The sequence below is a fragment of the Mucilaginibacter inviolabilis genome (assembly GCF_011089895.1).
GTDB lineage: Bacteria > Bacteroidota > Bacteroidia > Sphingobacteriales > Sphingobacteriaceae > Mucilaginibacter > Mucilaginibacter inviolabilis.
Window position 1 is genome coordinate 535,366 of record NZ_JAANAT010000004.1, and the last position, 12,885, is coordinate 548,250.

General features: G+C 42.1%; 12 protein-coding genes. 9 read left to right on the forward strand and 3 right to left on the reverse strand.

Translation table 11 applies throughout. The annotated features are described in order from the left end of the window. Position 1 precedes the first annotated feature (1 nt). From G7092_RS25810 to G7092_RS31055, 3 genes are all read left to right on the forward strand, one after another. On the forward strand, positions 2-1,144 hold the full coding sequence (locus G7092_RS25810; RefSeq protein ID WP_166094170.1) for a glycosyltransferase family 4 protein: 1,143 nt from the start codon (positions 2-4) through the stop codon (positions 1,142-1,144). Then, positions 1,128-1,853 carry an acyltransferase gene (locus tag G7092_RS25815; protein ID WP_202985422.1) on the forward strand — a complete coding sequence of 242 codons (726 nt, stop codon included), beginning with the start codon at positions 1,128-1,130 and terminating at the stop codon, positions 1,851-1,853. The genes G7092_RS25810 and G7092_RS25815 overlap by 17 nt, the downstream gene beginning before the upstream one ends. A gap of 299 nt (positions 1,854-2,152) precedes the next feature. Then, the gene (locus tag G7092_RS31055) at positions 2,153-2,425 is read left to right on the forward strand and encodes a DapH/DapD/GlmU-related protein (RefSeq protein WP_438861469.1); all 273 of its coding nucleotides are present in this window, start codon (positions 2,153-2,155) and stop codon (positions 2,423-2,425) included. On the opposite strand, the gene G7092_RS25825 is transcribed toward G7092_RS31055, so the two are convergent. Beyond that, a complete protein-coding gene (locus tag G7092_RS25825) occupies positions 2,422-3,090 on the reverse strand; it encodes an acyltransferase (RefSeq protein WP_166094172.1) in 669 nt (222 codons plus the stop codon). The genes G7092_RS31055 and G7092_RS25825 overlap by 4 nt on opposite strands. 269 nt (positions 3,091-3,359) lie before the next feature. On the opposite strand from G7092_RS25825, the gene G7092_RS25830 reads away from it, so the two are divergent. After that, entirely contained in the window at positions 3,360-4,520 is a 1,161-nt protein-coding gene (locus G7092_RS25830) for a DUF1972 domain-containing protein (RefSeq protein ID WP_166094174.1), read from the forward strand. A gap of 4 nt (positions 4,521-4,524) precedes the next feature. Next, on the forward strand, positions 4,525-5,331 hold the full coding sequence (locus tag G7092_RS25835) for a polysaccharide biosynthesis/export family protein (protein WP_166094176.1): 807 nt from the start codon (positions 4,525-4,527) through the stop codon (positions 5,329-5,331). Positions 5,332-5,448: 117 nt separating this feature from the next. Here G7092_RS25835 and G7092_RS25840 read toward each other — a convergent pair whose 3' ends face one another. Together G7092_RS25840 and G7092_RS25845 are read right to left on the reverse strand one after the other, a co-directional pair. Beyond that, entirely contained in the window at positions 5,449-6,678 is a 1,230-nt protein-coding gene (locus G7092_RS25840; protein ID WP_166094178.1) for an MFS transporter, read from the reverse strand. 27 nt (positions 6,679-6,705) lie between these two features. Then, positions 6,706-7,359, reverse strand: coding sequence for a FadR/GntR family transcriptional regulator (locus tag G7092_RS25845; protein WP_166094180.1), 654 nt, complete (start codon positions 7,357-7,359; stop codon positions 6,706-6,708). Positions 7,360-7,543: 184 nt separating this feature from the next. Here G7092_RS25845 and G7092_RS25850 point away from each other — a divergent pair, with 184 nt between their 5' ends. The 4 genes from G7092_RS25850 (at position 7,544) to G7092_RS25865 (ending at position 12,849) form a co-directional block, all read left to right on the forward strand. Then, complete coding sequence (locus G7092_RS25850; RefSeq protein WP_166094182.1) at positions 7,544-8,353, forward strand: SDR family oxidoreductase; 810 nt, start codon at positions 7,544-7,546, stop codon at positions 8,351-8,353. 79 nt (positions 8,354-8,432) lie between these two features. Beyond that, positions 8,433-9,752 (forward strand): MFS transporter, encoded by a 1,320-nt coding sequence (locus tag G7092_RS25855; RefSeq protein ID WP_166094184.1) that lies wholly within the window; start codon positions 8,433-8,435, stop codon positions 9,750-9,752. Between the two features lie 82 nt (positions 9,753-9,834). After that, positions 9,835-11,691, forward strand: a complete 1,857-nt coding sequence (gene hscA, locus G7092_RS25860) for a Fe-S protein assembly chaperone HscA (protein ID WP_166094186.1) — start codon at positions 9,835-9,837, stop codon at positions 11,689-11,691. Positions 11,692-11,835: 144 nt separating this feature from the next. Next, complete coding sequence (locus G7092_RS25865) at positions 11,836-12,849, forward strand: hypothetical protein (protein ID WP_202985423.1); 1,014 nt, start codon at positions 11,836-11,838, stop codon at positions 12,847-12,849. Positions 12,850-12,885: the final 36 nt, after the last annotated feature.

Below are 12,885 nucleotides of genomic sequence, written 5' to 3' on the forward strand. Positions count from 1 at the left end.
TATGCTTGCCAACGGTCAACATAAAACAATCAAATTGGGTATTGATGCCAAATGGTTCTTCAAAGGACCGCCGAGCGGCAACATGGTGGTAAAAAACCTGGTTAATGAGATGGTGAACAATCCTACTGATCAGTTTCAGCTTTACTTGCTCATTACCCGCGATTGTAAAAAGCAGGCCTTGGAACATTTTCCTTCATCCGTAAAACTCATTTTTTTACCGGTTATCCCCAATATGTTATCCAATATGTTGTTGGTGCCTCTAATAGCAAGGGTATATGGTTTACAGGCAGTGCTTTTTCAAAATTTTAGTAGTTTATGGCCCAATAAGTTACGCAAGATAGTTTACATACATGATGTTTTGTTTTTAGACTATCCACAGTATTACTCTGGTTCGGAGATTGCGTATTTCAGTAAAATGAAGCGTTTAGCTGCCAGGGCCGATATGATCATTACCATATCCCATTCAGAAAAAGAGCGCCTTGTTAAAAACAATGTTGCTGGCGAAAACAGGATAGCCGTTGTTTATCACGGCATCAACCATGCATTTAAAACACTGGCGAATTATAGCAATGACAGTATAAGTGGTTTTATGCAGAAATATAATCTGCCCCACAAATATCTGTTGTACGTTGGTCGCGTTAATATCCGCAAAAATATATTTCACCTGGTCAGTGCCCTGAACCTGCTGGATGACAAGGCTATTAAATTGGTGGTGGCCGGTGAATTAGGAAGTGATATTAATTTACTGAAAGACCATATCCAGGCCGAAGGCGTTTCGCACCGGGTGATATTTACCGGGCATATTCCAGAAGAAGATCTGTATTTGATTTATGCCAATGCCACTGTTTTCTGCTTTCCGTCATATGCCGAAGGGTTTGGCCTGCCTCCACTGGAAGCCATGCAATGCGGAGTGCCAGTGGTGGTATCTCAGCGCACGGCTATGCCCGAGGTTTGCGGGAATGCGGCTATATACATTGATCCTGATTATCCCGGGGATATTGCCGAAAAGATCAATTGTTTGTTGAATGATAAGGTGTTATATCAAAAAAAGGTGTTAGAGGGGATTGATCATGCCAAAAAATTTTCCTGGGAAGTGTCGGCAAACGGAATATTAAAATTAATAGGCGATGCATACATTAATTGAAAAGATAATACGCAAGCTTAAAAATAATCCCGATTATAAATTCGAAAACGATTATAGTGTGCGGGAGCTGTCTGTTATTTTATGGGGCAGGGGGCGGCAATTATCGCGTGGTTTATGGAAGCGGATGTTTTTAAAAAAATCAGATGGACTGGTATTCATTGGTTCACACGTAAATATCAAGCACTCTTATCTGTTTTCGGCTGGTAAAAACCTCATTATTGAAGATCATGTTTACATCAATGCCTTATCGTCCGAAGGTATAACCATCAAAAACAATGTTTCCATTGCCCGTAATTGTACCCTGATTTGTACAGGTGTAATTGCCCAAAAAGGTAAAGGAATCATTATTGGCAACTGCAGCGGTATTAACGCGGGCACTTATTTGGGCGGCCAGGGAGGTATAGAAATTGGCGATAATGTAATCATTGGCCCAGGGGTTAAAATATTTTCAGAGAACCATAACTTTGCCGATTTTAACATCAATATTAAAGATCAGGGAGTTACCCGGAATGGTGTTTTTATACATGATAATTGCTGGATAGGCGCCGGTGTAACCATATTAGCCGGTGTAACCATAGGCGAAGGTTGTGTAATAGCTGCCGGCAGTATTGTTACCAAAACGGTAGCGCCACACTCGGTAGTGGCAGGTGTGCCTGCTAAAGTTTTAAAGAAACGTGGTGAATTACTTAGCCAGGAAGTCCCTGTATAAAAGATCAGTAAATCCCAATCAAAATTATGTCCGCAAATAATATGGCAAAACTCAAAGGCTCGGTACTTTACATGGTATGCGGCATTATAAGCTGGTTACCATTCCATACGCTGCGGATATTTTTGCTGCGCATATTAAAAGCAAAAATAAGCTGGAAGGTTGGTTTATACAGAAACTTTGAGGTAAGGAGTCCGTGGAAGTTAAGCGTTGGAGCGGGTACTATTATCGGGCACAACGCTTTACTGGATGCACGGATGGGTTTAACTATTGGTAATAACGTGAATATTAGCAATGAGGTGATGATCTGGACACTGCATCATGATTATAACAGCACCGACTTTGCGCAAATCGGGCAACCGGTAATTATTGAAGATTATGTTTGGTTGTGTTCGCGCACGGTTATTTTGCCCGGTGTTACCATTGGTAAAGGCGCAGTGGTTGCTGCCGGTGCGGTAGTTACCCGCAATGTACCTCCTTACACAGTGGTTGGTGGCGTGCCCGCCAAACCGATAGCCAAGCGTAATGAAAACCTTACTTATGATTTAAGTGATGCGGTTTTACCCATTATTTAATACCACCATTTAATTCCGGTTTTCAACACCCGCATGGGGTTGCCGCCAAAAATAGAATTTTCGCCGCTTAGTGTTTTGGTTACCATGGAGTTGGCAGCTACCACACTGCCCGATGGTATCACAGCCCCTTTTAAAATGGTGCATTTACAACCCACCCAAACATTATCGCCAATGATGATTTCTTTGGGATGATTAAAAACTTCGCCGGTGGCTTCGTCGGCAATGTGATGAAAGTCGGTATCCATCACCAACGATTCCCATGATATGCCGCTATGATTGCCAATCGTTATCTTTTTGGCAGCAACAATAGCGCATTCGGTGCTCATGTTAAAATCATCGCCAAAAATAAGCTCAGCATTTTTAAAAACATTGATTTTGCAGCCGTGCATAATAAATGCCCTCCCGTTAAAAACAACATCACCGTCTACCTCCCATACAGCCCTTGATCTTTTAAAATCGGTAACTCCAATGGCCCCATAGCCAATTTGTATCAAAGCAGTTCTGATGGGCGCATTAATGATTACCCTGCCTTTTGTTTTATGCAGAAATACATTGCTTGATATTAATACCGGGAACTTGATGGCCGTTTTGAAAGGGAAATATCTAAAGTTAAAAATGATGCTCTTTAAATTGATTCTGCTCAGGAACTTGAATGCTTTGATCATTGTTTAATTATTATTTAGGAGCGTAATACATATAAGTATAATAAAAGTTTACCAAAAAATACAATGTTTTTCCATAATCACCTTCACTTCTATGTTTATTTTGTTCACTCAATTTTTTAACAACCTGTTTGTTCACATAGGCCTTTAGCGAAGCTTTTGCCTATGTTTCTACGTATAATTATACATAGTTCGATCAGAAGATAATAACTGATGACCAGAGCCCTAAAATATTGATCAATTATTGATAAAAATATTAAATATATATTATTATGCGTATAGCTATCATAGGAACCAGGGGTATTCCGAACCATTACGGCGGTTTTGAACAGTGCGCTGAGTACTTAGCAGCAGGCTTAGTCAAAAAAGGTTATGAGGTAGTTGTTTATAATTCTCATAACCACCCGTACCAGGAAAAAACCTGGAATTCTGTTGAGATATGCCATTGCTACGATCCGGAGTTCAAACTGGGAACAGCGGGACAGTTTTTATACGATTACAACTGCATAAAAGATTTAAAGAAAAAAAAGTTTGATGTCATTCTTCAATTAGGATATACCAGCAGTTCTGTTTGGGGTTGGCTTTTACCCAGAAACACGATAGTTACCACCAATATGGATGGATTAGAGTGGAAGAGGTCAAAATACTCTAAGCCGGTTCAGGTATTTTTAAGGTTTGCTGAAAAATTGGCCGTACGCTATAGTGATCATTTGATAGCCGATTCGATCGAGATACAAAGGTACCTCGAACATAAATACAATAAAAAATCAACCTATATAGCTTACGGAGCCGAGATCTTTGATCAGCCCAATCCCCTGGTGCTTGATGAATTTAAGTTGGAGCCTTACCAGTATGATATGTTGATTGCCCGCATGGAACCCGAAAATAGTATTGAAACCATTTTGGATGGCGTAGTTAAGGCAGATACCAACCGGGAGTTTTTAGTTGTAGGTAGTACCGATAATGATTTTGGTACTTATTTAAGAGCGAAATTTGCTTATTATCATAATATTAAATTCTGTGGTGGCGTTTATAATATGAATAAACTTAATAATTTGAGATATTATTCTAATTTATATTTTCATGGCCATACTGTCGGAGGTACCAATCCGTCGTTGTTAGAAGCTATGGCATCCAGCGCGCTCATCTGCTCAAATGATAATAAATTTAACCGGGCTATTCTGGAAAGCGACGCCTTATATTTTACAGATGCCGATGATGTTGTGTTTCACCTGCTCACCGGTAATAAAAGTGAAAGCCGTTATATCCAGTTAATGGAGAACAACAAACAGAAAATAACAGAGCTTTATACCTGCGATAGGATCATTGATCAATATGCAGACCATTTTGAAGCAATCATGGCAGAACGTGGAAAAGCTTATCAACCCAAAACGGTTAATCCTGAAGTATCATTCCTTTTAGAAAATTTATAGATCAATGCGAATTAATAGATTAATAAGCTATTTACCGTTACTTTTTGCGGTAAGCGCCCTTACTGTGCTTTTAGGTTCATGTTCTTACAAACAAAACCAGGCCTATTTTGAACAAAACTCCAAAGCTCAGGCTCCCCCTGTAAAGATGGACGATTATAAAATAGCCGACTATAAAATTAAGACGGGTGATATTTTGAAGATTAGGAATTTACAGAGTATTAAGCTTATTACCGATGAGGCCAGCGCTGCCAGTGGGGTAGATCAGGCATCATCAGGAGGAGGCTCGCAGGCATTGGATTACCAGGTTGAAAGTGATGGCACTATTGCCTTGCCCGTAATTGGAAGAGTAGAGGTAGCGGGCTTATCAAGGTTGGAAACATCAAAAAAGTTGGATGACCTGTACCGGAAAAATGTACTTAAAAACCCGATTATAGAAGTAAAGGTGATCAACTTGAAGGCCACCATAGTGGGGGAGGTGAAAAAGCCCGGTAATTATCCGTTGCTCAAAGATGAAACCACCCTGATGGAAATATTGGGCGAAGCAGGCGGCATTACAGAAAAAGGTAACGAAAAAAAGGTAAGAATAGTGAGGGGTGGTGGGCTGCAAACTAAGCAGGTTATTGAAGTTGATCTTGATGATGTAGCCTCATTAACAAACCCCGAAACCATTATTCAGAACCAGGATATTATTTATGTGGAACAAAACAGGCGCACAATACGTAATGAGAAGTTACAGAACATTACCACCATTGCCCAACCGGCATTGCTTTTATTGAATACGGCTTTAATTATTCTTACACTTAGAAAATAAGTTAGCCCTACATCTTAAACCTGATTACTGTTTGCACTACTTACAAAACATGATCCCCGGACATTAATTTGTCCGGGGATCTTTTTTGAATAATTGTCGGCAGATTGAATCTATGGTTTAGGCTGTTTTTTTCTTTTTTACTTCCAGGTTAGGTAAAAAGGCGGTAAGTATACCGATGAGAGGCAGATAAGCACATACATGAAATACGTAGCTAATGCTGGTGCTATCAGCCAGTTTGCCCAATATAGCCGATCCTAAGCCTCCCATTCCAAAGGCAAAGCCAAAAAATAAACCGGCTATCATGCCTACTTTCCCTGGCATCAGCTCCTGGGCATATACCAGGATAGCTGAAAAAGCGGAAGAGATAATAACCCCGATGAGTATCGAAAGAACGCTTGTCCAGAATAAATTGGCATAGGGTAGCATCATAGTAAATGGTGCCACACCAAGTATCGAGATCCAGATGATGTATTTACGGCCGAAACGATCGCCCAAGGGGCCGCCCAAAAGTGTGCCTGCTGCAACCGCTGCCAGAAATATGAATAAATAAAGCTGTGAGCTTTGTACGCTTAAGTGGAATTTATCAATCAGGAAAAATGTGTAATAGCTGGTGATGCTGGCCAGGTAAAAGTATTTCGAAAAAATAAGCACAATAAGGATAGCCAGTGAAAAGCCTACCCGTTTTGAAGATAACTTATGGTGAGCCACAGCTGTATGCGCTGTTTTAGTTTTAGGCAGGGCAAAAGCTTTATACCAGTTGCCTATATAGATTAAAATAATGATAGCCAGTAGGGCAGCTAAAGAAAACCACATTACACTGCTTTGGCCAAAAGGAACCACAATTAGAGCTGCCAGTAATGGCCCAAGCGCGCTACCGGCATTACCACCTAATTGAAATATGGATTGAGCCAATCCCCGTTTACCGCCCGATGCCATATGTGCCACCCTTGATGATTCCGGATGAAATATGGATGAGCCAACACCGATGAGGGCCACTGCCAGCAATATGGAGTAAAAGCCCGGGGCATAAGCCAAGCACGCTAAGCCTATTAAGGTGAAACCCATGCCTACCGGTAACGAATATGGCTTGGGTTTTTTGTCGGTATACATCCCCACAAAAGGTTGTAGTAACGAGGCTGATAACTGGTAAGTTAGGGTAACCAGACCAATATCGCTAAAACTCAGATGATAGCTGGTTTTAATGAGGGGATAAATAGAAGGGATAACCGACTGTAGCATATCATTCAACAGGTGCGACAGGCTAATAGTAAAAAGGATGGAGTAAACCGTTTTCTCGGCTATGGTTTTCGTTTGTTCCAATGGCTCTGCTAATGTTTCATTCGTCATATCATCTGATGTTTAGTGGTAAAAAAATTATCTCATAATTATTTGTGTAATGCAGTTCCACGCTTTTTTCTCATCGCGGTTTTTTATGCTTTCATAAAGCTCTTCGTGAAGCGTATCCTGGAATATGGTAGTATCTGGATATAGTTTCAAAAACCAGCCTTTTAATTGTATACAAAATGATTGATACAGATCGGCAAGGATAGGGTTGCCCGCCGCTTCGGCAATGCTCATGTGAAACTCGATGTCGGCCTCTATACATTCTTCCATTGTGCCTCCAAACGCCATGGCTGTCCGTTTATCCAGTTTGGTTTTTATTTTTTTGAGGTCCGCCTCTGTACGGTTGACTGCTGCTTTTTCGGCTATTTTCATTTCGAGCAATTGGCGTACTTCGTCGAGGTCATAGGCTTCAGCACGCTTTAAACGTTGATGGAAAGGCTCATTGATACCAGCGGGCGCTTCAATAAATGTACCCACACCCTGCTGCACGCGTAATAAGCCTGAATTGGCCAGGATCCGGATAGCCTCACGCACAGACGAACGGCCCACACCAAACTGTTTCATCAGTTCGGGTTCGGTAGGCAGTTGCTCGCCGGTTTTGTATTTACCATCGGCAATAGCTTTCCGCAGCTGTTCGGCAACCTCTTCAGCTAGTGATTTTTTATGGATAACGTTCATCATCATATCATCTGATGACTAAGGTAGGGGCTTTCTTTTGAAAAACAAAATTTAATTAAAAAATGATAAATGCTCTGCTTGATCAATACTTTTTTTAATGTACAATATTTATAAATTTATAAGCTGATAAAATCCTATTTTCACGGCTCAAAAGTAAAAACACGTAAAGCATAAGATATTAATCAATAAGATGAAGAAAGTAATTTTAGTAACCGGAGCATCATCTGGTTTGGGCCTGGCTACGGCCAGCGCGCTATCGGCCCAGGGGCATACGGTTTATGGCACCAGCCGCGACCTGAAACGCATCAGCAATGTATCGTTTACCCCCCTGGAGATGGATGTTACTAACGATGCCTCGGTGAATACAGCCGTTGCTACTATCATCAAAGCCGAAGGCCGTATTGATGTGGTAGTAAATAATGCGGGTAACGGTATTGCCGCCCCATTGTACGCAGTGCAGGTTGATGATGCCAAAAAACAGTTCGAGGTGAACTTTTTTGGTGTAGTACGTGTAAACAGCGCCGTACTGCCGGGGATGATAGAAAGAAAACAGGGGTTAGTGATCAACATCAGTTCATTGGCCGGTTTGTTTGGCTTGCCCTACCAGGGTTTATACGCAGCCTCTAAATTTGCTGTTGAAGGTTATTCACAGAGCTTGCGCATGGAGCTGCAAAACACAGGCGTTAAAGTTGCCGTAGTAAATCCTGGCGATTTTAAAACCGACTTTACCGGCAGCCGTGAAAAAGTAACCTTCACTCTATCCAATGAGCAGTTGAAAAAAGAATTTGAAGCCGCTGTTGCCAGCATGGAAAAAGACGAAAGCATTGGTGGCGAAGCCAGTAAAGTAGCCGAGCAGGTTTGCAAAATTGTGGCTAAATCAAAACCAGCACATAACTACCTGGTAGGAGCGTTAGGGCAAACCATTGTGCCTACACTTAAAGCCATACTGCCTGGCTCTATATTTGTAAAACTGATGAATGATCATTACGGGATAAAATAATTTGGTGAGTGGTGAATAGAGAGTGGTGTATGGTTAGAACAGCCCCACTCACTACTTACCACTCATTGTTCGCCACTCCATGGAAGCAGTTAAAAATAACAAGAAAACCATTTGGGCCTGGGCCATGTTTGATTGGGCCAACCAGGCTTATAATATGGTGATTTTATCTACCATATTCCCGGCTTATTATGTAGCCATTACCCAGGATAAAAATCCGGGGGCTATGGTTACCTTTTTTGGTCACCGGTATATCAACACGGTATTGTCTACCTATGTATTAGGCTTATCGTATCTTATTATAGTAGTGATTTTGCCGATACTGACCTCAATTGCTGATTATAAGGGCCATAAAAAGCTATACATGCAATTGTTTACCTGGATGGGTAGCTTATCATGCGCGGCCATGTTCTTTTTCACCATGAATACTTTTACCTTCAGCATGGTTTGCTATGGCTTGGCATCAATAGGATATTGTGGTGGCTTTGTATTCTATAACTCCTATCTGCCGCAAATAGCCACATTGGATCAGCAAGATGCCGTGAGTGCAAAAGGCTTTATTTATGGCTTTGCCGGTAGTATTGTGGTGCAGGTGCTTTGCTTTGTGTTTGTATTATCGCCTAAAACGTTTGGTATTACTGACGATGTTGCGGCGCGTTTATCATTCCTCATTGTAGGTATCTGGTGGATAGGCTTTTCGTTCATCGCTTTTTATATGCTGCCTAAAGGCCAGCCCAACGCAGGCTCGCATGAGTATAATGTATTTACCGGTGGGTTTAGGGAACTGGCCAAGGTTTGGAAAAAAGTAAAACAATTACCTTTGTTAAAACGCTTTTTACCTGCCTTTTTCTTTTACTCGGTAGGCGTGCAAACCATTCTGCTGGTAGCTGCCAATTTCGGAGCCAAAGAACTCAAAATGCCCGAAGAAGACCTGATCATTATTATTTTATTGATACAGATAGTGGCTATTATTGGCGCGGCTATAACCGCAAAAATGTCGGCTAAGTATGGCAATACCAAGGTGCTGGCAGGTATAGTAGGCATCTGGTGTTTGATATGCGGCAGTGTTTATTTTGTGGCTAACGCGCACCAGTTTTATGCCGCCGCCGTTGTTGTAGGACTGGTTATGGGCGGCGTACAGTCGTTATCGCGCTCAACGTTCTCTAAATACATCCCCGCTAATATTCCTGATACTGCTTCTTATTTTAGTTTTTATGATGTTACCGAAAAACTATCCATTGTAGTAGGCCTGTTTTCATTTGGCTTTGTGGAATCTCTCACTCATGAAATGCGAGACTCGGCGTTAATGCTCGATGGTTTTTTTGCCATGGGACTCATCTTGTTGTTATCGCTCATTGTAATGGAGGCAAGGGTGAGATCGGCAGAATCTGTAGCAGTTTGATTCTGATTCAGACAAATTACACATTCAAAAGACACATCATCGGCCAAAACTAAGTACATTTGCGGCTTGTTAATTGACTACCATGGCTAAAGTTTCTATCAACCTGGCAACGGGTTCCATACAAAAAGAGGATATTATTGTAGGTATCGACCTGGGCACCACCAATTCCTTAGTGGCATTCATCAACCCCGATAAAAATCCGTTGGTTATCAATGATACCGGTAAAGGTGTGTTGGTGCCATCAGTGGTGCACTTCGGGCCAACCGGGGATGTTTTGGTTGGTAATGAAGCCAAAGAATTTCTAATCACCGACCCGCAGAATACTGTTTTTTCGGTAAAACGCCTGCTGGGCCGCAGTTACCATGATATTGAAAATTATAAGGATTTTTTCTCATACAAGGTTATCGATGACGATACCGAAAGCCTGGTAAAGATTAAGGTTGGAGATAAGTTTTATACACCGATTGAATTATCGGCACTGATATTAAAGGAATTAAAGGCCCGTGCCGAGCATGCGCTGAAAACTCCTGTAAACCGCGCCGTGATCACCGTGCCTGCCTATTTTAACGATTCGCAGCGCCAGGCTACACGGGATGCCGGTAAACTGGCCGGACTGGACGTTTTACGTATTGTGAACGAACCAACTGCTGCCAGTTTAGCTTACGGCATCGGTCTTGACCCCGAGGAAACCAAAACCATTGCGGTGTATGATTTGGGTGGTGGTACTTTTGATGTATCTGTACTGCAAATACAGAACGGTATTTTTGAGGTGCTGGCCACCAATGGCGATACCTTTTTGGGTGGTGATGATTTTGATCGCATCATTGTTGATTATTGGATTGATAAAAACCAGCTAAACAAAGCCGACGTAGTTGCTAATACCGAATTGGCACAACAACTTCGCCTTAAAGCTGAAGAAGCCAAAAAAGCATTCGCGCACCAAAGCCTGTTTAATGAAAAAATAGGGGAGATCTGGTGCACGCTTGACCGTACCACGTTCGAGGAGCTGATCATGCCTAAAGTACAGCAAACCATTACAGCTTGTCAGAATGCATTGAAAGACGCAAAACTAACCATTAAAGAAATTGATGAAGTGGTGATGGTTGGCGGATCGACCCGTACAGCATTGGTTAAAAAAATGGTGGCCGAATTTTTCGGTCGCGAAGTGCATGCCGAATTAAATCCTGATGAAGTGGTAGCCCTTGGTGCCGCCATACAGGCCGATATTTTAGCTGGTAACCGTAAAGATATTTTACTGCTGGATGTTACCCCACTGTCGCTTGGTATCGAAACCATGGGTGGTTTGATGGATGTGATCATCCCCCGTAACTCTAAAGTACCAACCAAGGGCGGCAGGCAGTATACCACCTCCATCGACGGACAGGTGAATATGAAAATTGCCGTTTACCAGGGCGAGCGCGACCTGATCAAAGAAAACCGTAAACTGGCCGAGTTTAACCTCAAAGGCATTCCATCTATGCCTGCCGGTTTCCCTAAGGTGGATATCAACTTTTTACTGAACGCCGATGGGATACTCACCATACAAGCCATTGAACTGCGTTCGGGTGTGAAACAGGAGGTGGAAGTAAAACCTACCTATGGCATCACCGATGAGCAGGTAGAACAAATGCTCATGGACAGTATTACTCATGCCAAGGACGATGTAAACCAGCGTATGCTGATAGAAGCCCGTACCGAAGGTGAACAGATGGTGTATACTGTGGAACGCTTTTTGCAAAAGAACGGCAGTTACGTTACCGTAGCAGAATCTGCCGAAACACACAAACACCTGGTGGCCCTGAAAGAGTCGCTGACGTCTGGTGATAAGGACCTGATCCTGAAACGTATTGACGAAATCAACGAATTTACCCGGCCATTTGCCGAGCGCCTGATGGATCAGGCTATCAGCACTGCCATGAAGGGTAAGAGTATTGAATAATAGACATTTTATTAAAGTCAAGAAACAAGAATCAGAAACTAGGAAAGAAGCACGGAAAGGTGTTGCTTAATATCATGTCAGCATGTTTTCATGGTTTTCTTAATTCTTGGCTCTACATATACACCATAAATAAATTATATCAGTTTGAAGATAATTACCAGGGTATTCGTATTGTTAGCCATTGCGGCTGTTTGTTTAATCAGCTCATTTGATAAAGCTCAGGCGATAGGTTCGTTGCGTTTATATAAAGACACCACCTTAAAAAGCGCCGAAACACTGGATACTCTACGGTATGATTCGTTAATGAAACGCCTGGCCAACGGCGATCAAACCGGCAGATGGCCCGTAAAAAAGGCTCCATATCCTTTGCCTGGTGCTATTTTACCTTTTAATCGTATTGTAGCCTACTATGGCAATATGTACTCCAAAAATATGGGCGTGCTAGGTGAATATGCGCCTAAAGATATGTTAGCAAAGCTCAAAGCTGAGGTTAAAGTATGGGAAAAAGCCGATACGCTTACGCCGGTTGTACCCGCGCTGCATTATATCTGTGTTACTGCCCAGGCCGATGCCGGCAGAAACGGTTTGCATAACCTGCGGATGCCTTTCAGAGAGATAGACAAGGTGCTTGATATGGCCAAACAGATCAACGCTATTGTATTTTTGGATATCCAGGTAGGTTTCAGCACAGTACAAACCGAATTACCCCTGCTGGAAAAATACATGAAAATGCCCAACGTGCACTTGGGTATCGACCCTGAGTTTTCTATGAAAGAGGGGAGTGTACCGGGCAAACGCATAGGTACTTTTGATGCCGATGATATCAACTACGTAACCGGCTATTTAAGCGGATTGGTAAAAAAGAACAACTTGCCACCCAAAATATTTGTAATCCACCGCTTTACCAAACGCATGGTAACTAATTCAAAAGATATCAAATTGCGCAATGAGGTACAAGTGGTTATGGATATGGACGGATGGGGTGGTCCAGACCTGAAAAAAGGGACCTACAAGTATTTTATATCACAGGAGCCTGTACAGTTTACCGGTTTCAAGTTATTCTATAAAAACGATATCAAAAACGTACCTCACCGCATGCTGACACCCAAAGAGGTTTTGAGTCTGAAACCCGCGCCTATTTATATACAATACCAGTAGGTTTGGGTATCCTACGCGGATGTCATTTCGAACGAG

What these genes read in the sequence shown, in the direction of transcription:
- G7092_RS25825 (WP_166094172.1), bottom strand. Translation starts at nt 3,090, where the DNA reads ATGATCAAAGCATTCAAGTTCCTGAGCAGAATCAATTTAAAGAGCATC.
- G7092_RS25830 (WP_166094174.1), top strand. Translation starts at nt 3,360, where the DNA reads ATGCGTATAGCTATCATAGGAACCAGGGGTATTCCGAACCATTACGGC.
- G7092_RS25815 (WP_202985422.1), top strand. Translation starts at nt 1,128, where the DNA reads ATGCATACATTAATTGAAAAGATAATACGCAAGCTTAAAAATAATCCC.
- G7092_RS25835 (WP_166094176.1), top strand. Translation starts at nt 4,525, where the DNA reads ATGCGAATTAATAGATTAATAAGCTATTTACCGTTACTTTTTGCGGTA.
- G7092_RS25810 (WP_166094170.1), top strand. Translation starts at nt 2, where the DNA reads ATGCTTGCCAACGGTCAACATAAAACAATCAAATTGGGTATTGATGCC.
- G7092_RS25840 (WP_166094178.1), bottom strand. Translation starts at nt 6,678, where the DNA reads ATGACGAATGAAACATTAGCAGAGCCATTGGAACAAACGAAAACCATA.
- G7092_RS25845 (WP_166094180.1), bottom strand. Translation starts at nt 7,359, where the DNA reads ATGATGATGAACGTTATCCATAAAAAATCACTAGCTGAAGAGGTTGCC.
- G7092_RS31055 (WP_438861469.1), top strand. Translation starts at nt 2,153, where the DNA reads ATGATCTGGACACTGCATCATGATTATAACAGCACCGACTTTGCGCAA.
- G7092_RS25855 (WP_166094184.1), top strand. Translation starts at nt 8,433, where the DNA reads ATGGAAGCAGTTAAAAATAACAAGAAAACCATTTGGGCCTGGGCCATG.
- hscA (WP_166094186.1), top strand. Translation starts at nt 9,835, where the DNA reads ATGGCTAAAGTTTCTATCAACCTGGCAACGGGTTCCATACAAAAAGAG.
- G7092_RS25850 (WP_166094182.1), top strand. Translation starts at nt 7,544, where the DNA reads ATGAAGAAAGTAATTTTAGTAACCGGAGCATCATCTGGTTTGGGCCTG.